Source organism: Cupriavidus sp. D39 (genome assembly GCF_026627925.1).
Classification (GTDB): Bacteria; Pseudomonadota; Gammaproteobacteria; order Burkholderiales; family Burkholderiaceae; genus Cupriavidus; species Cupriavidus ulmosensis.
The window spans coordinates 3,770,708-3,795,562 of record NZ_JAPNLE010000009.1; the positions used below are offsets into that span (position 1 = coordinate 3,770,708).

The following is a 24,855-nucleotide window of genomic DNA, read 5'->3' on the forward strand; positions in this document are numbered from 1 at the left end:
GGGTCGCGCGTTTAGCATCTGTCGAAAATCGAACGACCATTCAGAAAATCAGGAGACGGTGCATGGAAAGACTGTGGCTGAAGCATTACCCGGCCGGCGTGCCTGCCGAGATCGATAGCAGCCAGTTCCGCTCGCTGGCCGAATTGCTCGAGGCATCCTTCCGCACCTATGCTGATCGCCGTGCCTTTGTGTGCATGGACAAGTCGATCACCTACGGCGAGCTCGACCGCATGTCGCGGCAGTTCGCGGCGTGGCTGCAGTCGCGCGGGCTCAAGGCCGGCGCGCGCGTGGCCATCATGATGCCCAACGTGCTGCAGTATCCCGTGGTGCTAGCCGCCGTGCTGCGTGCCGGCTTTGTCGTGGTCAACGTCAATCCGCTCTACACCCCGCGCGAACTCGAGCATCAGCTCAAGGACAGCGGCGCCGAGGCCATCGTCATCCTCGAGAACTTCGCCACCACGTTGGAGCAAGTGCTGCCCGCCACGCCGGTCAAGCATGTGGTGGTGGCCAGCATGGGCGACCTGCTGGGCGGCCTCAAGGGCGCGATCGTCAATTTCGTGGTGCGCAACGTCAAGAAGATGGTGCCGGCCTGGGAGCTGCCCAACTGCGTGCGCTTCAATGCGGTGCTGGAGGAGGGCCGCGGCATGCAGTTGCAGCCCGCCACCACGGGCCCGGACGATGTTGCCTTCCTGCAATACACCGGTGGCACCACCGGCGTGTCCAAGGGCGCCGTGCTGCTGCACCGGAACATCGTCTCCAACGTGCTGCAGTCCGAAGCCTGGATGCAGCCGGCGCTGGCCAAGGGCGCGCCGATCGACCAGGTGGTCACCATCACGGCGCTGCCGCTGTACCACATCTTCGCGCTGACGGTCTGCTGCCTGCTGGGCATGCGCAGCGGCGGCCTGAGCGTGCTGATCCCCAACCCGCGCGATATCCCCGGCTTCATCAAGGAGCTGCAGAAGTACAAGTTCAACATGTTCCCGGCGGTCAATACGCTGTACAACGCGCTGATCAATAACCCGGAGTTCGACAAGGTCGACTTCTCCGGCTTGCGCGTGGCCAACGGCGGGGGCATGGCGGTGCAGGAAGCGGTGGCCAAGAAGTGGCTGGCCAGGACGGGCTGCCCGATCATCGAGGGCTACGGCCTGTCGGAGACCTCGCCTTCGGCTACCTGCAACCCGACCGATTCCGACGCGTTCTCCGGCACCATCGGCCTGCCGCTGCCGTCGACCGACATCGCCATTCGCGACGACGACGGCGCTGACGTGCCGCTTGGCCAGCCCGGCGAGATCTGCATCCGCGGCCCGCAGGTGATGGCAGGCTACTGGAACCGCCCGGACGAGACCGCCAAGGTCATGACGGCCGACGGCTTCTTCAAGTCCGGCGACATCGGCGTGATGGACGCGCGCGGCTACACCAAGATCGTCGATCGCAAGAAGGACATGATCCTGGTGTCCGGCTTCAACGTGTATCCGAACGAGGTCGAGGGCGTGGCCGCCGAGTGCCCGGGCGTGCTGGAGGTGGCAGCGGTGGGCGTGCCCGACGAGCATTCGGGCGAAGTGGTCAAGCTGTACGTGGTCCGCAAGGATCCCGCGCTGACCGAGGCCGAGCTGATTGCCTTCTGCAAGGAACGCCTGACCGGCTACAAGCGGCCCAAGTTCGTGGAGTTCCGCAGCGAGTTGCCCAAGACCAATGTGGGCAAGATCCTGCGCCGCGAACTGCGCGACAGCCGCAAGGCGGCCTGAGCGAAGCGCGAAATCCAGCTGCGCGCGCCGCAGTAAGAACGGCCTCCCGCAAGGAGGCCTTTTTCATGTGCGCCCAGCATGGGCGCACTCCTGTGGGTGCAAGTCCCACCGTAAGTTGATCACAGCGATCGAAGCGAAGCGCAACTGCGAAAGGGCGACCGATCGTGGGGAGGAAGCGTGGAGCGAAGCTGCGAGCCGAGGAACACGAACCGGATAGAAGGCGGTGCCGACCAGGACGAGCGGGCATGAAACCGCGAAGTTCTCGTGATCAAGGGGAGGCGGCGTAAATCCGGCGGTTGTGCAGCGAAGGAGTGCGTTCTTACCTGGGGAGATCTCGCCTCATGCCTGAAAGGGCGACGGCGTCGAGCCGGAGCGAGAAGTCAGCAGAGGTCGAAGTAGTTGGGGGTAGCGCCGGCAAGGCTCGAATCCGCCGACGAAGGACCGAACGAGAGGGAGTGTTCGAAGCCATGTCGATACCGAAGGCATTGCGTCAGAAGCCCGCGCGAGCGGGGCGGGAGGGAGTAGCGGGCGGTGAAGCCGGCCGTGAACCCGCCTGCGACGAAGCCGGCGGTCCGCGGCGGGGACCGGAGGACACGGGGTCGGCGCTGCTGGCAGCGGCGCTGACGCGAGAGAACCTGAAGCAGGCGTTCAGGCGGGTCCGCCGCAACAAAGGCGCCGCTGGCGTGGATGGTCTGGATATTGATCAGACCGCCCGCTATCTGGTGTCGGCGTGGCCGGAGATCCGCCAGCAACTGCTCAAGGGGACGTACCGGCCCAGTCCGGTACGGCGGGTAACGATTCCGAAGCCGGACGGAGGAGGCGAGCGCGAGCTCGGTATTCCGACGGTGACGGACCGGCTGATCCAGCAGGCGCTGTTGCAGGTGCTGCAGCCGATGCTGGACCCCACCTTCAGCGAGCACAGCTACGGCTTCCGGCCTGGGCGGCGTGCGCACGATGCGGTGTTAGCCGCGCAGTCGTACGTGCAGTCGGGGCGGCGAGTGGTGGTGGACGTGGATCTGGAGAAGTTCTTTGACCGGGTCAACCACGACATCCTGATTGACCGTCTACAGAAGCGCATCGGGGACGCCGGGGTCATCCGGCTGATCCGGGCGTATCTGAACAGCGGGCTGATGGATGGCGGGGTAGTGCTGCAGCGGTACGAGGGCACGCCGCAAGGCGGGCCGCTGTCACCGCTGCTGGCTAACGTACTGCTCGATGAGGTGGACAAGGCGTTGGAGCGTCGAGGTCATTGCTTCGTGCGCTATGCCGATGATGCGAACGTGTACGTGCGCAGTCGGCGGGCGGGCGAGCGGGTGATGGCGCTATTGCGGCGCTTGTACGGCAGCCTGCGCTTGAAGGTCAACGAGGCAAAGAGCGCGGTGGCGAGCGCGTTTGGCCGCAAGTTCCTCGGCTACAGCTTCTGGGTGGCCGCAGGGGGAGTGGTCAAGCGCAAAGTGGCAGTTAAGCCGCTGCTGACGTTCAAGCAACGCATCCGCGAACTGACTCGCCGCTCAGGCGGGCGGAGTCTGCAGGCAGTCGTGGATCGGGTGAGGCCATATGTTCTGGGATGGAAGGCCTACTTCCGGCTGGCGCAAACGCCCCAGGTCTGGCGCGAGCTGGACAAGTGGATGCGCCACCGGCTGAGGGCCATCCAGCTCAAGCACTGGCGCCGTGGTCGGGTCATTTACCGAGAGTTGCGTGCGCTGGGTGCTACAGCGGATGCCGCCAGGCAAGCAGCGGCGAGTAGCCGGTGCTGGTGGCGCAACAGCGGCGACACGCTGAACCGGGTCCTGACCATCGCCTACTTCGATCAGTTGGGCATGCCCCGTCTCACTTAACCTCAACCTCTCGAACCGCCCGGTGCGGACCCGCATGCCGGGTGGTGTGGCAGGGGCGCAGCCAGTGGGCTGCCCCTATGCCGATTGCCTAGTTGGCCGGCGGCGTGCTGGTGGGCTCGTCCTGCGGCTGCCCGCCGGGGTCACCCAGCCCGTCCAGCCCGTCCTCATCATCGCGCGGCGGCGTCACGATGGCATCGGTGAGCGGCACCACTACCCGGATGGTTACGCCGGCGCCGCGCTCCGATTGAGCTCCAGCGTGCCGCCCAGCGCGATCATGCGCTGCTCCATGCCCAGCAGGCCATGGTGTCCCACCGAGCGCCGCAATTCGAAATCCGCCGGCAGCCCGCGCCCGTTGTCGCTGATTGCCAGCGAGAGCACGCCGTCGGCGCAATCGAGCTTGATGGACACGCGCTGCGCTTCGGCGTACTTGCTGGCGTTGGTGAGCGACTCCTGCACGATGCGGTAAAGGGCGATGGCCGCGTCGTCGCGCAGCGGCGGCACCGCCTCTGCCAGCTGCACATCCGCCTCCCACCGGTTGCGCGCGGCGACTTCCTCCACCAACTGGCCGATGGCTTCCTTCAGGCCCAGGTTGAGCAGCACGGTGGGCCGCAGGTCCTCGATCAGGCGCCGCTTGATCTGGATCCCCTGGTCCACATGCAGCATCACGCGGGTGAGCTTTTCCGCCACATCCGGGTGCGTGTCCTGGATGCGGCGGCGTACCCAGTGCATATCGAGCTTGGTGGCGGTCAGGATGGCGCCCAGCTCGTCGTGCAGCTCGCGCGCCAGCCGCGTCTTCTCGTCCTCGGTCACGCGCTGCAGGTGGGATGCCAGCGCCGATAGCTGGCGCGTGCGCGAGCGCACCATGTTATCCAGGCGCGCACTTTCTTCTTCCAGCTCGCTGCGCGCGGCTTCCGATACCGCCATGCGGCGCGAATGCTGCAAGCCCACGACGATCAGCAGCACGATATTGATGGCGGTCAGCAGGCCGATGCCGTAGCGCGACAGCGCGAGATCGCGGTCGGCGTACTCCAGGCTTTGCGGCACCAATGCCGCCTCGCGCTGGAGCAAGGCTTCCAGCCCGCGCCGTGCGTTGTCCATGGTCTGCTTGCCGAAGTCCGTGCGCACCAGGTCGAGCGCGACCTCCACGTCGCGCTTGCCGTAGATCAGCGTCAGGTCCATCTCGGTCAGCTTGCGGTTGACGGCGGTGGAAGCCTCGGTGAACAGCTTGAGCGCCTCCGGGTCGTCCGCGTAGCGGTTACGCAGCGCGCTCATCAGCGCATTGATGCGCGGCACAGCCTGGTAATACGGTTGGAGGTAGCTTTCCTTGCCGGTCAGCAGGAAGCCGCGCTGGCCGGCTTCGGCATTGACCAGCTCGCCAAGCAGGGAGGTGATCTGGCCCTGTACCTGCTGCGACTGGATGACTTGCGTATAGCCCTGGCGCAAGCGAATGTTGCCCGCCTCGGAGGCGATCAGCACCACCACGGTAAGCACGATGCCGCCCGCCAGTAGCAAGGTTGAGCGCAACAGTGACTGCTTGAACATGTTCGTTTCCCGATATCGGGCGCTTGGCCGGCGCGGCGTTCCCGCGCCGCCGCGCCTGGCCTGCACCTGTCTGCGTCGATGGAAGCACATCGACGGCCCACGGTCAACCTGCCGCCTCCGTGGTGCTGCCCGCGAGGCCGCGCCAGCGCTTGGGCTGTAGGAATCGGCTGACAAGCGAATCGGTGCGGCTGCGGTGTCTGCAGGGAGGTCTGATTTCTACCATGGTTCCATGAGCTTGCGCACCCTGCGTCAAGCCAGCTCGGGAAGAACGAGGGAGAACGTCAATGCTGAAATGGGCGCTGATCTTTGCAGTGGTCTCCGTGGTCGCCGGCTTGCTGGGGTTCACAGGCATTGCTGCCGGTGCGGCCGGCATTGCCAAGATCCTGTTCTTCATCTTCCTGGTGCTGTTCGTGCTGTTCCTTGTCCTGGGCGTGACCGTGTTCAAGGCGGTGAAATAGCGAATAGCAGTCGCCAGCCGCTGTCACTTGCCAAGCGCGTGCCACCTGGCGCCGCAGCCCCATCCACTTAGGGAGCCATCACCATGTTGCACTATGCACTCGTATTTTTTGTCATCGCCCTGATCGCCGCGGTCTTCGGTTTTGGGGGCATCGCGGCAGGGGCGGTCGAGATCGCCAAGATCCTGTTCTTCATCTTCCTGGTGGTTGCGCTGGTGACGTTTGTGATCAGCCTGGTCAGGCGTTAGGGGTGTCAGGCGCGGCTTGCGCGATGGCAGCGAAAGCCGCGGGCGGGCGGGGTGGCGGTCGGCAGGGCCGCCGCCCCGCACTGCGCATGCCGTCCCGGCATCCTGACAGACAGCATGAACCGAATCACAGCGAGTCATCAGACGAAACGGAGATAAGCGATGCTGACCAACAATCCGAAGATCCGAAAAGAAGTGAGTCACCTGGCTGACAGTGCCGAAAGCACGGTGCGCCAGATCCGGCATGCGGCGCGCGATGCGCGCGGCGCCGCCCGCGAAGCCGCCAGGCCCGTGGCCGGCGAGGTCAGGGCGTAGATCGCCCAGCTCGAGCAAACGATGGAAGTGCTGGGGCGCGAAGGCTCGTCCGAGGCAGTGCAGGCCGGACGCCGGCTGCAGGACCGCTCACGCGCCCTGGCCGACCAACTCAAGGCCCGCGCCCGCGAGCGTGTCGACCACGCAGTGGACGGCGTGCAGCAACGCGTGGTGGCGTCGCCGCTGAAGGCGATCGGTATCGCGGCGGCGGTAGGCGCTTTCCTCGGCTTGCTGCTGGCGCTGGCGGCCAATGGGCGCAGCGGCAATGACTGACTGAGCCACATTGCGCCCAGCCCGATTGAATAGGGCAGCAGGCCCGTCAGAGGCCATCCCCGAATCCACAGGAGCATGACTGCCATGGATAACCCCGTGAAAGAGAAGCCGGAGAAGCCCGTCGGCGGCAAGGGCAAGGATCAGCAGGTCCAGAATGGGAAAGGCGCAAGCGGGGCTTCCTGTCGGACGTCAAGACGCTGCGCGAACGCGCCCGCAAGCACATTGAGGACGGTGCCGTCACCCAGGACTACGACGCGGACCGGACCACCGTGCTGAAGCTGCTCAATGAAGCCCTGGCCACGGAGCTGGTTTGCGTGCTGCGCTATCGGCGCCACTTCTTCATGGCCAAGGGGATCCACGCGGAACCCATCGCGGCCGAGTTCAAGGTGCACTCCGACGACGAACAGGGGCACGCCGACCGCATTGCGGCGCGCATCGTGCAACTGGGCGGGGCGCCGGATTTCTCGCCGGACACCCTGACCTCGCGCAGCCATGCCGAGTACGTCGAGGCCGGATCGCTGACCGACATGATCAAGGAAAACCTGGTGGCCGAGCGGATCGCCATCGAGAGCTACCGCGAGATGGTGCAGTACCTGGGCGAGCGCGACCCGACCACCCGCCGCATGCTGGAGGAAATCCTGGCGGTCGAGGAAGAACACGCCGACGAGCTCGCGGAAATGCTGGACAAGGGCTAGCGCTACGGCGCCAGCCGGGCTGGCAGTGCTGCATGCGCCGCACTCGCCACGTGGGTCGCACCCCACAACACAATTCTTCCCCCTTCCGGATCCCCTCCCTGATCCGGCATGCCCGGCCCGAATCATCGGCCGGGCCATTTTTTCCGGAAGCGCTAGCAAGCAGGAGAATGGAAACCAGGCGGGGCGGGAAGCTGGCCGAAGTGCGGCGAGCGGAAGGGTGAGCGGAAGGGCGGGCAAGGCCGCCGGCTGGCGCCGGCCACCTTGTTGTCTATCTACGGGGATGCGGCGCGCTGCCTACACCCCCACATCACCTCGGTGTTCTCGCGCTGGGAAGCGCGCAGCATGTCGAGGAAGGGGTAGGCGCGTTGGCCCAGGTGCAGGGGCTCTTCCTCGATGTCGTCGTCATTCTTGCCGGGGTGGACCGACGATACGGCCGGGTGCACCTTCTTGGCGTCCGTCACAGCGGCTTCCAGTATATGGATGCAGCGGGGCAGTTCCTCGATGGTGATCACCCCGCGCTCTCCCAGGTGCTTGCCGATAATCCCCAGGAGCGTCACGGCAAGGTCTCTCATCATGATGAGGTCTTGCGACGCGTGGGATTTGAAGGTGATCAGCATGATATTTCCTTTCCTTGGCGTACAGCGAAGTACATGGGCGAAAACCATGGCCGCGCGGCTTGTCCCGGGATCGGGCAAAGGGCTCGCAACAGCCGGTTTTGGGCTTGCTGCATGATGTCAGCATAGCACCTGATAAAATTCCGCGTTCTGCAATTCATTGCCTGCCACGCGGCGCGGCCTCCACATGCCGCCCGTGACGGTGCCGCCGCGGCAGAACCGCCGCTACGGCACCAGACAACCGCCTCAGGGCCACGACATCCATGCTGCCAGTTCAGACCACCAATCTTGCCGCTGCGTTCAATGACGCGGTGCGCGCAATCGCTCCGGCCGACGCCGCCCTGCCCGACGCCGTCTTCGAGCGTCCGAAGGTCGCCGCCCACGGCGACCTGGCTTGCAACCTCGCCATGCAGGTTGCCCGCGCGCTCAAGCGCAACCCGCGGGAGCTGGCCCAGCAGATCGTCGACGCGGTCAAGGCCGACGCGCGTACCGCCGGGCTGGTGGCCAGCCTGGAAATCGCCGGCCCCGGCTTTATCAACCTGCGCCTGACGCCGGCCGCCAAGGCCGACGTGCTGCGCGCGGTGCTGGAGCAGGGCAACCGCTACGGCGCCAAGGACAGCGGCGTGCACGGCAAGGTGCTGGTCGAGTTCGTCTCCGCCAACCCGACCGGCCCGCTGCACGTCGGCCACGGCCGCCAGGCGGCACTGGGCGACGCACTGGCCAACCTGCTGGACTGGCAGGGCTTTGCCGTGCATCGCGAGTTCTACTACAACGACGCTGGCGTGCAGATCCAGACCCTGGCCGTATCGGTGCAGGCACGCGCCCGCGGCTTCAAGCCGGGCGACGCCGCCTGGCCGGAGTCGGCCTACAACGGCGACTACATCGCCGACATCGCCGCCGACTTCCTGGCCGGCAAGACCGTGCGCGCCTCCGACGGCGACGCCGTGACGGCCTCCGGCAACGTCGAGGACATCGAATCGATCCGCAAGTTTGCCGTGGCCTACCTGCGCAACGAGCAGGACATCGACCTGCGCGCCTTCGGCGTCAAGTTCGACCACTACTACCTGGAGTCCTCGCTGTACAGCGACGGCCGCGTCGAGGCCGCCGTGCAGTCGCTGGTGGCCAAGGGCAAGACCTACGAGAACGAAGGCGCCCTGTGGCTGCGCACCACCGACGACGGCGACGACAAGGACCGCGTCATGCGCAAGACCGACGGCACCTATACGTATTTCGTGCCGGACGTGGCCTACCACACCAGCAAGTGGGAGCGCGGCTTCGCCAAGGTCATCAACGTGCAGGGCAGCGACCACCACGGCACCATTGCCCGCGTGCGCGCCGGCCTGCAGGGGCTGGACATCGGCATCCCCAAAGGCTACCCCGACTACATCCTGCACAAGATGGTCACCGTCATGAAGAACGGCGAGGAGGTCAAGATTTCCAAGCGCGCCGGTTCCTACGTGACCGTGCGCGACCTGATCGAGTGGAGCAACGGCGCGGAAGGCGGCGAGACCATCCGCGGCTGCCTGGAAGCCGGCGTGGCCGACTGGCCCGAGCACTTCACCCGCGGGCGCGACGCGGTGCGCTTTTCCTGCTGTCGCGCAAGGCCGATACGGAATTCATCTTCGACGTCGACCTGGCCCTCAAGCAGAACGACGAGAACCCGGTGTATTACGTGCAGTACGCCCATGCCCGCATCTGCTCGATCTTCGAATCCTGGGGCGGCGCGGACTGGGAGGCCAGGCTGCCTGCCCTGGCCGGCACCGACCTGGCGCCCGTAACTGGCGCCGACGCCACCCCGCAGGCGCTCGCGCTGGGCCAGCGCCTGGCCGATTTCCCGGACATGCTGGCGGCGGCGGCGGGTGAGCTGGCGCCGCATGCGGTCGCCTTTTACCTGCGGGACCTGGCGGGCGATTTCCACGCCTTCTACAACTCCGATCGCGTGCTGGTGGATGACGAGGCGGTCAAGCTGGCTCGCCTGGCGATGCTGGCCGCCACCCGCCAGGTGCTGCGCAACGGGCTGGCGGTCATCGGCGTCTCGGCGCCGCAGCGCATGTAAGCCATGCCGGCGCCATGCCGGGGGCAAGCCCCGGCATGGCGCGCCTTATCCGTATCGCCCTGACCACAGACAGTGATGCCGGGATCGGCGCAGGCTCTATAATCGCGCCATCACGCTAGAGGAATTCATGCAACAGCAACGCAAGCGCACCCCGCGCAATGCCAGCCGCGCCCCGCAGCGCGGAGGTACGTTCCTGGGACTGGTGCTGGGCCTGATCGTCGGCCTGGCGATCGCGGTAGTGGTCGCCCTGTACATCACCAAGTCACCGGCGCCATTCCAGCAAAAGGGCGCACAGAAGCCGGCCGAGCCCGGCAATGTGGTCAGCAACCTGCCCGCTCCGGCGCAGGAAGCGCCAAGCGATCCCAACAAGCCGCTGTGGAGCAAGACGCCGGCCAAGCCCGTCGGGCCCGCCGCCGAGCCGGAGCAGCCCGCCGGCCCGGCGCCGACCACGGTGAAGCCGCCCGAGCGCCAGCCGCCGGTGGCCGTCAACCGGCCCGCGGAACGCCCCGCCGAGAAGCCCGCTGAAAGACCCGTGGACAAGCCCGCGGAAAAGCCTGCCGAAAAGCCGGCGCAGAAGCCTGCCGAGAAGCCTGCAGAAAAGCCAGCCGAGAAGCCCGTCGCCGACCCGATCGCCGAGATCGCCCAGGCCGATGCCAACAAGGTGGGCTACCTGCTGCAGGTAGGCGCCTTCCGCTCGCAGGACGACGCCGACCGCCAGAAGGCCAACCTGGCCATGCAGGGGTTCGAAGCCAAGGTGACCGAGCGCGACGTCAACGGCGTCAAGCTCTATCGCGTGCGCCTGGGGCCGTTCAACAAGATCGACGACATGAACCGTTCGCGCGACCGGTTGCAGGCGTCGGGCTTCGAAGCTTCGGTCATTCGCTTTACCAAGCAGTAACAAGCAGTAACGGTAACCCGGGGCGATCCGCTGAACCGGATCACCCCGCCGCTGTCATACGCTCATTGCCCATTCTCGAAAGCCGCGCCACATGAAGAAACTCGCCACCTTGTTTGCCACGCTGGTCGCTGTGACCGGTTTCCTGATGACCGCGCCCGCCCAGGCAGCCGCGCCCACCTCGGGCAAGGAATACCAGGTCCTGAAAGCGCCGCAGCCCGTCTCGCCGGGCAAGATCGAAGTCACCGAGTTCTTCTGGTACGGCTGCCCGCACTGCTTTGACTTCGAGCCCGAGCTGGAAGCCTGGGTCGGCAAGCAAGGCAAGGACGTGGTGTTCAAGCGCGTGCCGGTTGCCTTCCGCGACGACCTGCTGCCGCACACCAAGATCTTCTACGCGCTGGAAGCCATCGGCAAGCTGGACGCCATGCACACCAAGGTCTTCAACGCCATCCACGTCGACCGCAAGCGCATGCTGGACCCGAACGAGATCGCCGACTTCATGGCCAAGAACGGCATCGACCGCAAGGCCTTCCTCGACGCCTACAACTCGTTCTCGGTGACCACCAACTCGCAGCGCGCCAACAAGATCGCCGACGCCTACAAGGTCGACGGCGTGCCGACCATTGTGGTGCAGGGCAAGTACGTGACCTCGCCGTCCATCGCCGGCACGAAGGGCACGGCCATCCAGACCATGGATTACGTGGTCGGCCAGGTGCGCGACAAGAAGATGTAATTCCCGGGCTGCGGCCGCCAGCCTTTCGGCTCGCCACGCGCGAGCCGGCTGACGGCCACCAGCGGTCGTCCGGCACCGCCGGCGCCGGCGTGGCGTCGCGGCGTCCGGCGCGCGCCAGGGCGGGGTCGGTCGGCATGAACCATGTTGCGCTTACCCCTGGACCCTCCCGATGCGAGCACAGAAAGTCTTCCTTACCGGCGCGTCGAGCGGACTCGGCCAGGCCCTGGCGCGCGAGTACGCCTCGCAGGGCGCCATCCTCGGCCTGGTTGGCCGGCGTGAAGAGGTGCTGCGTGAATTCGCCCGCACCCTGCCCAATCCCAATGCGGTCCGCGTTTATGCCGCGGATGTGCGCGATGCCGATGCCATGCAGCGCGCCGCCCAAGACTTCCTCGATCATTTTGGTTGCCCCGATGTGGTGATCGCCAATGCCGGCGTATCGGTTGGCACCGTCGCCAGCGAGCGCGAGGATCTCGAAGCCTTCCGCATGGTGATGGACACCAACTGGTTCGGCGTGCTCACCACCTTCCAGCCCTTCATGCAGCCCATGCGCGAGCGGGAACCCGGCGCTGGCGGCTGGCGCGGCACGCTGGTCGGCATCGCCAGCGTGGCCGGCGTGCGCGGCCTGCCGGGCGGGGGCGCCTACAGCGCCTCCAAGTCCGCCGTGATCAAGCTGCTCGAAAGCCTGCGCCTGGAGCAGCGCCGCGAGCGCATCCGCGTGGTCACCATCGCGCCCGGCTACATCCGCACGCCGATGACCGAGCACAATCCCTATCGCATGCCCTTCCTGATGGACGCCGACGTGTTCGCCCGCAAGGCGGTGCGTGCTATTGCCGCAGGGCGCCGCTTTGCCGTGGTGCCATGGCAGATGGGCCTGGTCGCGTCCATCCTGCACCTGATGCCGCGCTGGCTCTACGACGCGATCTTCTCCCGCGCGCCGCGCAAGCCGCGCGCGCAGGACAAGCAGCCATGAGCTGGCAGGACGCAGCCGGCGTCCTGCACCGCCCGGCCACGGGCGAGGTGCGCATTGCCTCGCTGGTGCCGTCCGTTACCGAACTGCTGTTTGCGCTGGGGCTGGGGCCGCTGATGGTGGCGCGCACCGGCTTTTGCATCCATCCCGAGCCTGCCGTGCGTGCCGTTGCCAAGGTGGGTGGCACCAAGGACGTCAAGCTCGAGCGCCTGCGGGCGCTGGCGCCCACGCATGTGGTGGTCAACATCGACGAGAACCGGCGCGAGACGGTGGATGCGATCCGCGCGTTTGTGCCGCATGTGATCGTCACCCACCCGTGCGCGCCCGAGGACAACCTGGCGCTCTATCGGCTGCTGGGCGGCATCTTCGGCCGCCTTGCCCAGGCTGAGCCGCTCTGCAAGGCGCTGGAAGTGGAGCTGGCGCAGGTGCGTTCCCGCCAGTGGCCTGCGCGCAAGGTGCTGTATGCGATCTGGCAGGATCCATGGATGACGGTGTCGCGCGATACCTATATCAGCCGGATGCTGGCGCTGGTGAACTGGCAGACGTGGCCTTCGGCTGACGCCATGCCGCAGGCCTGTGTCGACGGCGATTGCAGCCGGCCCAATACGCCGCAGACGCGGTATCCGAGCTTCCGGTGGAGCGATGCGCTGGTGCGGGAGATTGACCTGGTTTTGCTGTCCAGCGAGCCTTATCGATTTACCGAGGCACATGTGGATGCGCTGGAGCGGCAGATTGGCAAGGAGGTTTTGCTGATTGATGGGGAGATGGTTTCTTGGTATGGGAGTCGGGCTGTGGAGGGGGTGGGGTATTTGGCGCGGTATGCGGAGGGAGTTTAGGGGGTGGTTGCAGCGGCTTAACTGGGCCTGTACGGGATTTTGTGTGCAGGGCATAACATGTCGACAAGGAGCATGTAATGCCACGCAAACCAAAGGCCATACCCAGGGACCTTCCGACCATCCCTAAGGAGCTGATCGATCAGTTCGTTAAAGGTCCGATGACTGCTGAGGCGGTGCAAGACGCCGCCATGGCGTTCAAGAAGGCCCTGATCGAGCGGGCGATGGGCGCGGAGCTGGGCCATCACCTGGGCTACCCGGCGGGTGCCGAGCGCCCCGAGGATGCAACCAACCAGCGCAATGGCTCCAGCGCCAAGACCGTGCTTACGGACACGGGACCCTTGCGGCTGGCGATCCCGCGCGACCGCGACGGCAGCTTCGCGCCCATCCTGATTCCCAAGCACGACCGGCGTTTTACTGGCTTTGACGACAAGATCATCGCCATGTATGCGCGCGGCATGACGGTACGCGAGATCCAGGCGTTCCTGGTCGAGCAGTATGGCACTGAGGTGTCGCCCGCGTTCATCAGCTCGGTAACGGATGCGGTCATGGAGGAAGTCACCGCCTGGCAGGCCCGTCCATTGGAGGTCATGTACCCGGTCGTGTTCTTCGACGCGCTGCGGGTCAAGATGCGCGAGGATGGCGTCGTGCGCAGCAAGGCGGTCTATCTGGCGCTGGGCGTGCTGCCCGATGGCACGCGTGACATCCTGGGCCTGTGGATCGAGACCACCGAAGGGGCAAAGTTCTGGATGAAGGTGTTCAACGACCTGAAGACGCGAGGCACCCAAGACATCCTGATCGCGGTGACCGACGGCTTGAAGGGCATGGAGCAGGCCCTGAACGCGGTGTTCCCGAGCACGACACTGCAGACTTGTGTCGTGCATCTGATACGCGGCAGCCTGGACTACGCGAGCTGGAAGGACCGCCGTGTGGTGGCGGCCGCGCTCAAGCCTGTCTACACGGCTGCCACGGTTGAGGCCGCCGAGGCGGCGCTGTTGGCCTTCGAGCAAAGCGACTGGGGCAAGCGCTACCCACCGATTGCAGCCTCCTGGCATCGCGCCTGGGACCGGGTGATTCCATTCTTTGCGTTCCCGCCGGCCATCCGCAAGATCATCTACACCACGAATGCCATCGAGAGCATCAACGCGCAACTGCGTAAGATTATCAAGACCCGCGGGCACTTCCCGAGCGATGAAGCGGCCACCAAACTGCTGTGGCTAGCCTTGCGCAACATCACCGGCAAGTGGGGCAGCGCCACGCACGACTGGAAAGCCGCCATGAACCAGTTCGCGATCCTCTACGAGGATCGCTTCACACTAACCCCATCGCTGAGATAGGATCAAAGGCCTGCCTGCCGGGCAGCCTGCCCGGCAGGCAGGTTTTTAGCCTTGCACACAAAAATCCTGACACCCCCGCTTAACTGCAACTGCAACTGCAACTGCAACTGCAACTGCTTAACGTCAAAGTCAAAGGCAGTTTCACCTCCCCTGCGGGGAGGCGACCTACTTTCTTGTCTCGCCAAGAAAGTAGGCAAAGAAGGCGACCCGGATGGGGCGAAAGACTCCTCGTCGGCAGACAAAAAGAGCGGCCGGAGGCCAAACTCGCATCGCCTTAAGGCGATACTCAAACATGGCCTCCTCTTTTCCGCTCTTTTTGCCTGCCGACGAGGCGCCCCATAACGGGAGATGAAAACCTACACGGCTCGCTTCGCATCGCGCATGGGTGATTGCCGCCTGGGGGCGGAAATCACGGCTACACCGAATGGTGATTTGACGACATCGCGCTCACGCTGGTTCGGCCGTGTTTCCCGCCAGTCAGGCGGGAAACACCCATGCGCGATGCGTAGCGAGCCGTCAAGGTTTACCTAGGCCGTATGGGGCGCCTCGGGATTTCACGAAAAGAGCGGAAAAGAGGGACCCATGTTTGAGTATCGCCTTAAGGCGATGCGAGTTTGGGTCCCGGCCGCTCTTTTCGTGAAATCCCGAGGGGTGTCGCCCCATCCGGCGCGCCTTTTTTCCTACTTTTTTGGCAAGACAAAAAAGTAGGTCGCCTCCCCGAAGGGAGGTGAAACTGCAGCTGCTTTTGACGTTAAGCCGTTGAATTTGAAGCTGAATTTGCAGTTGCAGTTGCAGTTGCAGTTGCAGTTGCAGCTGTAGTTAAACCCCAACGCCCACCCCTAAACCCTAAACCTCACAATCCCATCCCCCCAATCTCCCGCCTGACTTCCCCCGCATGCCACAACACATGCAAGTGCGCCAGCGCCTCGCCCATCGCAAACGTCATCTGGTGAATATCAAACTGCCGGTTGAAAATCACCCCAACAATGTCATGCGCATTGCAGGCCTTCTCCACGCAGGCCGCCCGCGTCTCGGCAAGCCGCTCCACATGGTGCTGGCGCAACTGCTCGATGCGGATATGCAGGTTCCGGAACGGCCGGCCGTGCGACGGCAGGATCAGCACGTCTTCCGGCAGCGGCTCGTACTTGCCCAGGGAATCCAGGTATAGCTTGAGCGGATTGGCTTCCGGCTCCATGTCGAACACGCTGACATTGGTGGAGATGCGCGGGAGCACCATGTCGCCGGAAATCAGCACATCCAAGGCGGCGTTGTAGAGGGCGACGTGCTCGGGCGCGTGCCCGAAGCCAGTGATCACTCGCCAGCCCGACTTGGCCGGGTCGGTGCCGATATGCACGATGTCGCCGTCCATCATGCGGCGGTACTGGGTAGGCAGGTCCGGCACCAGCGACGGGTAGTAGCTCTTGCGCGCGCGCAGCTTTTCAAGGCTGTCAGGGTCCGTCAGGCCGTGGCGGGCGAAGTGGCTGGCCGCGAAGTCGCCGCCGGCATTGGAGCCGACGCCGCTGCCGCCACCCATCACGCGGGCGTTCATGTAGTCGCCCAGGCTCATCCACAGGCGGGCGTCCCAGCGCTTGCACAGCCAGTGCGCCAGCCCGATGTGGTCGGGGTGGCAGTGGGTGGCCATCACGCGCAGCACGGGCAGGCCATCGAGCTCGTTGGCGAACACGGTTTCCCAGTGCGCCTTGATGGTGTCGTTGGTGACGCCGCAATCAATGATGGTCCAGCCGTCGCGGCCTTCGAGGCGGTCGCGCACCAGCCACAGGTTGATATGGTCCAGCGCAAAGGGCAGCGGCATGCGCAGCCAGTAGACGCCGGGGGCCACTTGCTGCCGCGCGCCGCCTTCAGGCAGGGTTTCGCCAAACGGATATTGGAGTTGGTGTTCGAGTGCGTTCATGAAGAGTCTCTCGGGGTCTGAAGCCCTGTGCGCGCGGTGCCGGGCGCAGGCGGGCTTTCTCGTTGTCACGGTAGCCGTCGCAAGATGGCGGCTTGCACGTCACGGTTGCATGTCAAGGTTGCCATCGGCTTTGCTTGACGCTAACGTTAACGTCAATTGGGGCGGGCTTTTTCAATATTAAGCGAAAACTTCATTCCATACCGAACGACCGTTCACTTTTTTACCGGGCCACCATGCCAGACTCGCCAGCCACGCCAACCTACACCATCACCGATCTCGCCCGCGAGTTCGACGTGACGCCGCGTGCGATCCGCTTCTACGAGGACCAAGGCTTGCTGTCGCCGGAGCGCGAAGGGCCGACCGGGCGCAAGCGCGTCTATAACGGGCGCGAGCGCACGCGCCTGAAGCTCACGGTGCGGGGCAAGCGCCTCGGGCTGACGCTCAACGAAATCCGCGAGATTCTCGACCTGTATGAGTCGCCGCGCGACACCGCGCCGCAACTGGAGCGCTTCCTGCACGCGCTGGCGCATCACCGCGGCACGCTGGAGCGCCAGCTCGAGGACCTGCAGGCGCAGCTAGCCGAGATCGACCAGCACGAGCGGCAGTGCCGGGCGTTGCTGGCGACGCATGCGTGCGAAGCATCACCGCCGGTGGCGGAAAAAAGCGCCTGATAAACCATTAATCCGGTTTCGGTATCGGATTTGATTGACGTTTACGTAAACGTCAATAGAATAGTTTCTCAATCGAGGAAAGCCCATGCCCCAAGCTGTCGATGCCACGCCTTTGTCCGCCGAGCGCGCGGATGCCATTGCCACCAGCTTCTCCCGCCAAGGCCTGATGACCACCTTCGGCGCGGCGCTGACGCGGGTTACGCGCGGCGAGGTGGAGATCGCCATGCCATGGTCCGAGGGCGTGACCCAGCAGCACGGTTTCTTCCACGGCGGCGCCGTGGGCGCGCTGGCCGACAGCGCCTGCGGCTACGCCGCGCTGTCGATGGTGGGGGACGGGGAGGCCGGGCTGACCGCAGAATACAAGATCAACCTGCTCTCACCCGCCCAGGGCGAGCGGCTGGTGGCGGTGGGCCGCGTGCTCAAGCCGGGCCGCACCCTGATCGTGGCGCAGGGCGACGTGTATAGCGAAACCGACGGCGTGCGCAAGGCGGTGGCCACCATGCTGATGACCCTGTGCGTGGTGCGCACGCTGGGCCACGTCTGAGCGCCAACTACAAAACAAGAAGACAAGAAGACCGATTCCACCAGGAGACCGCCATGACTGACCTGCCAGGCCTGAAGTTCGACTTGGGCGAAGACATCGAGATGCTGCGCGAATCCGTGCGCAACTGGGCGCAAGCCGAACTGGCCCCGCGCGCGGCAGAGATCGACCGCACCGACCAGTTCCCGATGGACGCCTGGAAGAAGATGGGCGACCTCGGCGTGCTCGGCATCACCGTGGCGGAGGAATACGGCGGCGCCAATATGGGCTACCTGGCCCACATGATCGCCATGGAAGAAATCAGCCGCGCTTCCGCATCGGTCGGCCTGTCCTACGGCGCGCATTCCAACCTGTGCGTCAACCAGATCCACCGCAACGGCACCGCTTCGCAGAAGGCGAAATACCTGCCCAAGCTGGTCTCCGGTGACTGGATCGGCGCGCTGGCCATGAGCGAGCCCAATGCCGGCTCCGACGTGGTGAGCATGAAGCTGCGCGCGGACTTCAAGGGCGACCACTACGTGCTCAACGGCACCAAGATGTGGATCACCAACGGCCCGGACTGCGACGTGCTGGTGGTCTACGCCAAGACCGAGCCGGACCTTGGCGCGCGCGGCATGACCGCCTTTATCGTCGAGAAGGGCATGAAGGGCTTCTCGGTGGCGCAAAAGCTGGACAAGCTCGGCATGCGCGGCTCGCACACGGGTGAGCTGGTGTTCCAGGACGTGGAAGTGCCGGTGGAGAACATCCTTGGCGGCGAGAACCTGGGCGCCAAGGTGCTGATGAGCGGGCTGGACTATGAGCGCGCGGTGCTCTCCGGCGGCCCGGTAGGCATCATGCAGGCGTGCATGGACGTGATCACGCCGTACATCCACGACCGCAAGCAGTTCGGCCAGAGCATCGGCGAGTTCCAGCTGATCCAGGGCAAGGTGGCCGACATGTACACCACGCTGCAGGCGGCACGCAGCTACCTGTACACGGTGGGCAAGAATCTGGACTCGCTCGGTACCGAACACGTGCGCCAGGTGCGCAAGGACTGCGCCGCAGTGATCCTGTACACCGCCGAGAAGGCAACCTGGATGGCCGGCGAATCCGTGCAGATCCTGGGCGGCAACGGCTATATCAACGAGTACCCGGTGGGCCGCCTGTGGCGCGACGCCAAGCTGTACGAGATCGGCGCCGGCACCTCGGAAATCCGCCGCATGCTGATCGGGCGCGAGCTGTTCTCGCAAACCATGTGACGCAGGCGCTGCACGCGGCCGGGCGCGGTGGCGCGAGGCGGCAGCGCCAGCCTAAGTGCCCTGCCGCCTGCGCCGAATTGACCGAAAGAGCACTCGCCCTACCGCCGAACCAATTTACAATCTCCGGAACCACCTCTAGCTTTAGTCACCGGTCTGCGACATGTCCCACTTCCCCAAGCTGCTGTCCTCGCAGATCGCCTACGACGTGGCCCGGACCATGCTGGACGGGTTTGACAAGCACTACCGGCTGTTCCGCGAGGTGAGCCATCAGGCCAAGCTGAAGTTCGAAGCGGCCGACTGGCATGGCCTGCTGCAACTGCAGCGCGACCGCATCGACTTCTACAACGAGCGGGTACGCGAAACCAGCGTGATCCTGGAAGACGAATACGACGCGGAAAATATCGAAGACGAGATCTGGCAGCAGATCAAGCTGCACTACATCGGCCTGCTGACCAATCACCACCAGCCCGAACTGGCCGAGACGTTCTTCAACTCGGTATGCACGCGCATCCTGCACCGCTCGTACTTCAACAACGACTTCATCTTCGTGCGCCCGGCCGTCTCGACCGAGTACATCGAGAACGAGGAGTCGCCCACGCGGCCGACCTTCCGCGCCTACTATCCGGGCAGCCGCAAGGGCATGGCGGCGTGCTTCGAGCGCATCGTCCACAATTTCCAGCTTGAGCGCCCGTTCGACGATCTCACGCGCGATATCGGCTATGTGGTGCGCGCCGTCACCGAGTATTTCGGCGACTTGCGCATTGCGCCGAATTTCCAGATCCACGTGCTGTCGTCGCTGTTCTTCCGCAACAAGTCGGCCTTCATCGTCGGCCGTATCCTGAACGCCGACCGCACCTACCCGCTGGCGATTCCCATCGTGCACACGCCAGGTGGCAAGCTGTCGCTCGACACGGTGCTGCTAAAGAAGGTGCAGCTGCTGATCCTGTTCTCCTTCACGCACTCGTACTTCATGGTCGACATGGAGATCCCGTCGGCGTACGTGACCTTCCTGCGCGACATCATGCCGCGCAAGCCGCGCGCTGAAATCTATACCTCGCTGGGCTTGCAGAAGCAGGGCAAGAACCTGTTCTACCGGGACTTCCTGCATCACCTGCAGCACTCCTCGGACAAGTTCATCAGCGCGCCCGGCATCAAGGGCCTGGTGATGCTGGTGTTCACGCTGCCGTCGTACCCTTACGTGTTCAAGGTGATCAAGGACTACTACCCGGCGCCCAAGGAGACCACGCGCGAGCTGATCAAGTCCAAGTACCAGCTGGTCAAGCAGCACGACCGCGTCGGGCGCATGGCCGATACGCTGGAGTACTCCGACGTGGCCTTCCCGCTCTCGCGCTTCGACGATGCGCTGGTGCGCGAGCTGGAGCTGCATGCGCCGTCGATGATCGAATACCAGCGCGGCAAGGATGGCGGCGAGGAAATTGTCGTGCGCCACGTGTATATTGAGCGCCGCATGACGCCGCTGAACATCTGGCTGCAGGAAGGCTCGGATGCGCAGGTCGAGCACGGCATCGTCGAGTACGGCAACGCCATCAAGGAGCTGATCGCCGCCAATATCTTCCCCGGCGACATGCTCTACAAGAACTTCGGCGTGACGCGCCACGGGCGCGTGGTGTTCTACGACTACGACGAGATCGAGTACATGACGGACACCAATGTCCGCCACGTGCCGCAGCCGCGCAACGAGGAGGAGGAAATGTCGGGCGAGGTCTGGTTCAGCGTGGGACGGCACGATATCTTCCCCGAGACCTATCGCACCTTCCTGCTCGGCGACGCGCGCGTGCGCGCTGCTTTCCTGCGGCACCACGAAGACTTTTTCGATCCTGCCATGTGGCAGGCTCACAAGGACCGGCTGCTGGCCGGGCAAATCCATGACTTCTATGCCTACGATGTTTCTGAACGCTTTATCCATCGCTATGCCGCCGGCAGCGGCGACGCCAAAGCGCGCGCGCACGGCAACGAACATGCTCCAGCAAGGAGAGTCGCATGAGTGACGCCATCGCACAGCTATTCCGCAACAACCGCGAGTGGGTGGACCGCGTCAATGCGGAAGACCCGAGCTTCTTCATGCGCCTGGCCAACCAGCAGGCGCCCGAGTACCTGTGGATCGGCTGCTCCGATTCGCGCGTGCCGGCCAACCAGATTCTCGGGCTGGCGCCTGGCGAGGTGTTTGTCCACCGCAATATCGCCAACGTCATCGCCCATAGCGACCTCAACGCGCTATCCGTGATCCAGTTCGCGGTGGAAGTGCTCAAGGTGCGCCACATCACCGTGGTGGGCCACTATGGCTGCGGCGGCGTCAAGGTGGCGCTCAAGCGCCAGCGCATCGGCCTGGCCGACAACTGGCTGCGCCATGTGCGCGACGTGGCCGACAAGCACGGCGCCTACCTTGGCACCATCACCCGCGAGGAAGACGCGCACACGCGCCTGTGCGAGCTCAACGTGATCGAGCAGGTCAACAACGTGTGCCAGACCACGGTGCTGCAGGACGCGTGGGACCGCGGGCAGGCGGTCACGGTGCATGGCTGGGTCTACGGCGTGTCCGACGGGCTGCTGCGCGACCTGGGCATGGCCGCCAGCAGCAACGACGAACTTCACGCCCAGCTTGAGGCCGCCTACCGCCAGTTCGGCGATCCGCCGCAAGCATCGATCCGCTAGCCATTCGTCATCAGCCAGGCAGCAAGCACAGAGAGATTTCCGGAAAGAGCCAACATCGCCGCCAGTCAGCGCCCCAATCATTGGAGACATACCATGCATGATCCCGTTGTCATCGTATCCGCCGCCCGCACCCCCATGGCGGCTTTCCAGGGCGAGTTCGCCGCGCTGACGGCGCCGCAGCTTGGCGCCACCGCCATCCGCGCCGCAGTTGAGCGCGCCGGCCTGACCCCGGAGCAGATCGAGGAGGTGGTGTTCGGCTGCGTGCTGCCTGCGGGCCTGGGCCAGGCGCCGGCCCGGCAGGCTGCCCTGGGCGCCGGCCTGCCGCTTGGCGTGGGATGCACCACCGTCAACAAGATGTGCGGCTCCGGCATGCGCGCCGCCATGAATGTGCATGACGCGCTGATCGCGGGCGCGTTCGAGATCGGCATTGCCGGCGGCATGGAGAGCATGACCAATGCGCCGTACCTGGTGCCCAAGGGCCGCGGCGGCTACCGCATCGGCCATGGCATGATCTTCGACCACATGATGCTGGATGGGCTGGAGGACGCCTACATCAAGGACGAAAAAGGCGGCGGCCGCTCGATGGGCACCTTCGGCGAGGACTGCGCGGCCAAGTACAACTTCACCCGCGAGGCGCAGGACGCGTTCGCCATGGAAAGCGTGCGGCGCGCCCAGCAGGCCACCGAGCGCGGTGACTTCCGCTGGGAGATTGCGCCGGTGACGGTGCCGGGGCGCGGCGGCGACACCGTCATCGACACCGATGAAGGCCCGCGTCGCATCAAGGTCGACAAGATCCCTTCGCTCAAGCCTGCCTTTGCCAAGGACGGCACCATTACCGCCGCCTCATCGTCGTCGATCAACGATGGCGCGGCCGCGCTGGTGATGATGCGCGAATCCACCGCCAAGCGGCTTGGCCTGGAACCGCTGGCCCGCTTGCTGGGTCACACCACGCATGCGCAGGCGCCCGGCTGGTTCACCACCGCGCCGGTGGAGGCGATGAACAAGCTGTACCGCAAGCTTGACTGGACCACCGACAGCGTCGACCTGTTCGAGATCAACGAAGCGTTCGCCGTGGTGCCAATGGCCGCGATGCACGACCTCAAGATCCCGCGCGACAAGGTCAACATCCACGGCGGCGCCTGCGCGCTGGGCCACCCGATCGGTGCCTCGGGCGCGCGCATCATGGCTACGCTGATCGGCGCGCTGCGCAAGACCGGCGGCAAGCGCGGCGTGGCCAGCCTGTGCATCGGCGGGGGCGAAGCCACCGCCGTGGGGCTGGAGATCGTTTGATCTAGCAACGCCGGCTGCATCGACAGCCATGGAGCGGCTGCCGCCCCGTGCGGCAGCCAGGCCGTAACCAACATAGAAGAAGGAGTACCGCCTTGCCAACTGCTCTCATCCTTGGTGCCTCGCGTGGCATCGGTCTCGAATTCGTGCGCCAGTACCGCGCCGACGGCTGGCGGGTACTGGCCGTCGCGCGCAGCGACGATGGCGTAAAGGCCATCGAGGCGCTCGGCGCGGAGGCGCTGCGCGCCGACCTGACCGACGCGGGCCAGGTCGCCGGGCTGGGCTGGAAGCTGGACGGCGAGTCCATCGACGTGGCGATCTACAACGCGGGCGTGATCGGCCCGCGCACCGAAGGCGCGCAGCCGGTGACCCGTGAGGACTTCGACAAGGTCATGCATGTCAACGTGCTGGGGCCGATGATGGCGCTGCCGTTGCTGCTGCCGCTGGTCGAGGCCGGGCGCTCGGGCAAGGGCGGCGTGCTGGCGGTGCTGGCCTCGCGCATGGGCAGCATCGGCACCATGGACAGCAACCGCAGCTGGCTCTACCGCGTCAGCAAGGCGGCCGCCAACGCGGCGCTCAAGGCCGCCTCGCTCGACGCGCGCCACGCCACCTGCCTGGCCTTCCACCCGGGCTGGGTGCAGACCGAGATGGGCGGCAAGGAAGCCGATCTCACGCCGCAGCAGAGCGTATCCGGGATGCGCAGCGTGATTGCCGGCGCGACCCGGCAGGACAACGGCGGCTTTCGCAACTACGATGGCAGCGTGATCCCGTGGTGAGCACCGCTTCTGTTGTTTTCTTTGCCACGGCCGTCGCCGCTACCCGCTTGGTGATCTGACATGCTGCTCACGCCAGAACAGGAAATGATCCGCGACGCCGTGCGCCAGTTCGCGCAGCAGGAGATCGCGCCGCACGCCGCCGCATGGGATCGCGACAAGACCTTCCCGCAGGCGGTGCACCGCGAGCTGGCCGCGCTGGGCGCGTACGGCGTGGCGGTGCCCGAGCAGTACGGCGGGGCCGGACTCGACTATCTCTCGCTGGCGCTGATCCTGGAAGAGATCGCCGCCGGCGACGGCGGCACCTCCACCGTCATCAGCGTCAACAACTGCCCGGTTTGCAGCATGTTGATGGCCTTCGCGAGCGAGGCGCAGAAGCAGCAGTGGCTGGTGCCGCTGGCGCGCGGCGAGATGCTCGGCGCCTTCTGCCTGACCGAGCCGCACGTGGGCTCGGATGCCGCCGCGCTGCGCACCAGCGCGGTGAGGGATGGCGACGACTACGTGCTCAACGGCGTCAAGCAATTCATCACCAGCGGCAAGAACGCCGACGTGGCCATCGTGCTCGCGGTCACCGACAAGGCGGCGGGCAAGCGCGGCATCAGCGCCTTCCTGGTGCCCACCGCCACGCCCGGCTATATCGTCGCGCGGCTCGAGGAAAAACTCGGCCAGCATTCGTCAGACACCGCGCAGATCCTGTTCGAGGATTGCCGCGTGCCGGCAGCCAATATGCTGGGCGAGGAGGGTGCCGGCTACAAGATGGCGCTGTCCGGCCTGGAAGGCGGACGCATCGGCATTGCCTCGCAAAGCATCGGCATGGCGCGCGCGGCGTTCGACGCGGCGCTGGCCTATGCCAAGGAACGCGAGAGCTTCGGCCAGCCGCTGTTCGCGCATCAGGCCGTGCAGTTCCGCCTGGCGGACATGGCGACCAAGATCGAGGTGGCGCGGCAGATGGTGTGGCACGCCGCGTCGCTCAAGGACGCGGGGCGGCCTTGCCTGAAGGAGGCCGCCATGGCCAAGCTGTATGCCAGCGAGATGGCCGAGGAGGTCTGCTCGGCCGCCATCCAGGTCTTCGGCGGCTATGGCTATGTCAGTGATTTCCCGGTCGAGCGCATCTACCGGGATGTGCGCGTGTGCCAGATCTACGAGGGCACCAGCGACATCCAGAAGATACTGATCGCGCGGGCGCTGGCCTGAGGGCGGCTCGCGTGCAGCACGGAACC

General features: G+C 65.3%; 19 protein-coding genes and 4 pseudogenes. 20 read left to right on the forward strand and 3 right to left on the reverse strand.

Going from position 1 to position 24,855, the window contains the following annotated elements; all coding sequences use genetic code 11:
• Positions 1–62 precede the first annotated feature (62 nt).
• The gene (locus tag OMK73_RS29680; RefSeq protein ID WP_267605168.1) at positions 63–1,745 is read left to right on the forward strand and encodes a long-chain fatty acid--CoA ligase; all 1,683 of its coding nucleotides are present in this window, start codon (positions 63–65) and stop codon (positions 1,743–1,745) included.
• 467 nt (positions 1,746–2,212) lie between these two features.
• Positions 2,213–3,583, forward strand: coding sequence for a group II intron reverse transcriptase/maturase (ltrA, locus tag OMK73_RS29685; protein ID WP_267600714.1), 1,371 nt, complete (start codon positions 2,213–2,215; stop codon positions 3,581–3,583).
• Positions 3,584–3,671: 88 nt separating this feature from the next.
• Here ltrA and OMK73_RS29690 read toward each other — a convergent pair.
• Positions 3,672–5,125: pseudogene (locus tag OMK73_RS29690) on the reverse strand (CHASE3 domain-containing protein).
• Between the two features lie 284 nt (positions 5,126–5,409).
• On the opposite strand from OMK73_RS29690, the gene OMK73_RS29695 reads away from it, so the two are divergent.
• From OMK73_RS29695 to OMK73_RS29710, 4 genes and pseudogenes are all read left to right on the forward strand, one after another.
• On the forward strand, positions 5,410–5,583 hold the full coding sequence (locus tag OMK73_RS29695; RefSeq protein WP_035859073.1) for a DUF1328 family protein: 174 nt from the start codon (positions 5,410–5,412) through the stop codon (positions 5,581–5,583).
• An 83-nt stretch (positions 5,584–5,666) separates the two neighbouring features.
• Entirely contained in the window at positions 5,667–5,828 is a 162-nt protein-coding gene (locus tag OMK73_RS29700) for a DUF1328 domain-containing protein (protein ID WP_150992526.1), read from the forward strand.
• A gap of 159 nt (positions 5,829–5,987) precedes the next feature.
• A pseudogene (locus OMK73_RS29705) lies at positions 5,988–6,410 on the forward strand (glycine zipper domain-containing protein).
• Positions 6,411–6,589: 179 nt separating this feature from the next.
• The gene (locus OMK73_RS29710; RefSeq protein WP_267606565.1) at positions 6,590–7,105 is read left to right on the forward strand and encodes a ferritin-like domain-containing protein; all 516 of its coding nucleotides are present in this window, start codon (positions 6,590–6,592) and stop codon (positions 7,103–7,105) included.
• Positions 7,106–7,377: 272 nt separating this feature from the next.
• Here the strand turns inward: OMK73_RS29710 and OMK73_RS29715 are convergent, their stop codons facing one another.
• Positions 7,378–7,722, reverse strand: a complete 345-nt coding sequence (locus OMK73_RS29715; protein WP_267605169.1) for a DUF1840 domain-containing protein — start codon at positions 7,720–7,722, stop codon at positions 7,378–7,380.
• 260 nt (positions 7,723–7,982) lie between these two features.
• On the opposite strand from OMK73_RS29715, the pseudogene argS reads away from it, so the two are divergent.
• The 6 genes and pseudogenes from argS to OMK73_RS29745 all read left to right on the forward strand — a co-directional run bounded on the left by argS (position 7,983) and on the right by OMK73_RS29745 (position 14,540).
• Positions 7,983–9,775: pseudogene (gene argS / locus OMK73_RS29720) on the forward strand (arginine--tRNA ligase).
• 127 nt (positions 9,776–9,902) lie between these two features.
• Positions 9,903–10,673, forward strand: a complete 771-nt coding sequence (locus OMK73_RS29725) for an SPOR domain-containing protein (protein WP_267605170.1) — start codon at positions 9,903–9,905, stop codon at positions 10,671–10,673.
• A gap of 91 nt (positions 10,674–10,764) precedes the next feature.
• Entirely contained in the window at positions 10,765–11,403 is a 639-nt protein-coding gene (locus OMK73_RS29730) for a thiol:disulfide interchange protein DsbA/DsbL (RefSeq protein ID WP_267605171.1), read from the forward strand.
• A 169-nt stretch (positions 11,404–11,572) separates the two neighbouring features.
• Positions 11,573–12,373 (forward strand): SDR family oxidoreductase, encoded by an 801-nt coding sequence (locus tag OMK73_RS29735; protein WP_267605172.1) that lies wholly within the window; start codon positions 11,573–11,575, stop codon positions 12,371–12,373.
• Positions 12,370–13,206, forward strand: coding sequence for a helical backbone metal receptor (locus OMK73_RS29740; RefSeq protein WP_267605173.1), 837 nt, complete (start codon positions 12,370–12,372; stop codon positions 13,204–13,206). Before OMK73_RS29735 ends, OMK73_RS29740 begins: the two co-directional genes overlap by 4 nt.
• Before the next feature lie 77 nt (positions 13,207–13,283).
• Entirely contained in the window at positions 13,284–14,540 is a 1,257-nt protein-coding gene (locus OMK73_RS29745) for an IS256 family transposase (protein ID WP_267605175.1), read from the forward strand.
• 839 nt (positions 14,541–15,379) lie between these two features.
• Here OMK73_RS29745 and OMK73_RS29750 read toward each other — a convergent pair.
• Positions 15,380–16,452, reverse strand: a pseudogene (locus OMK73_RS29750) (MBL fold metallo-hydrolase).
• A gap of 233 nt (positions 16,453–16,685) precedes the next feature.
• Here OMK73_RS29750 and OMK73_RS29755 point away from each other — a divergent pair.
• The 8 genes from OMK73_RS29755 to OMK73_RS29790 all read left to right on the forward strand — a co-directional run bounded on the left by OMK73_RS29755 (position 16,686) and on the right by OMK73_RS29790 (position 24,829).
• Positions 16,686–17,123, forward strand: coding sequence for a MerR family transcriptional regulator (locus tag OMK73_RS29755; RefSeq protein ID WP_267605178.1), 438 nt, complete (start codon positions 16,686–16,688; stop codon positions 17,121–17,123).
• 85 nt (positions 17,124–17,208) lie between these two features.
• Positions 17,209–17,667 carry a PaaI family thioesterase gene (locus tag OMK73_RS29760; protein WP_267605179.1) on the forward strand — a complete coding sequence of 153 codons (459 nt, stop codon included), beginning with the start codon at positions 17,209–17,211 and terminating at the stop codon, positions 17,665–17,667.
• Between the two features lie 53 nt (positions 17,668–17,720).
• Positions 17,721–18,902, forward strand: coding sequence for an isovaleryl-CoA dehydrogenase (locus tag OMK73_RS29765; protein ID WP_267605180.1), 1,182 nt, complete (start codon positions 17,721–17,723; stop codon positions 18,900–18,902).
• A 160-nt stretch (positions 18,903–19,062) separates the two neighbouring features.
• Positions 19,063–20,907 carry a bifunctional isocitrate dehydrogenase kinase/phosphatase gene (gene aceK / locus OMK73_RS29770; protein ID WP_267605181.1) on the forward strand — a complete coding sequence of 615 codons (1,845 nt, stop codon included), beginning with the start codon at positions 19,063–19,065 and terminating at the stop codon, positions 20,905–20,907.
• A complete protein-coding gene (gene can, locus OMK73_RS29775; RefSeq protein ID WP_267605182.1) occupies positions 20,904–21,575 on the forward strand; it encodes a carbonate dehydratase in 672 nt (223 codons plus the stop codon). Before aceK ends, can begins: the two co-directional genes overlap by 4 nt.
• A gap of 93 nt (positions 21,576–21,668) precedes the next feature.
• Positions 21,669–22,865 (forward strand): acetyl-CoA C-acetyltransferase, encoded by a 1,197-nt coding sequence (locus tag OMK73_RS29780; protein ID WP_267605183.1) that lies wholly within the window; start codon positions 21,669–21,671, stop codon positions 22,863–22,865.
• 92 nt (positions 22,866–22,957) lie between these two features.
• Positions 22,958–23,638: an SDR family oxidoreductase gene (locus OMK73_RS29785; protein ID WP_267605184.1), complete on the forward strand. Its 681-nt coding sequence runs from the start codon at positions 22,958–22,960 to the stop codon at positions 23,636–23,638.
• A gap of 60 nt (positions 23,639–23,698) precedes the next feature.
• Complete coding sequence (locus OMK73_RS29790) at positions 23,699–24,829, forward strand: acyl-CoA dehydrogenase family protein (RefSeq protein ID WP_267605185.1); 1,131 nt, start codon at positions 23,699–23,701, stop codon at positions 24,827–24,829.
• Positions 24,830–24,855 lie beyond the last annotated feature (26 nt).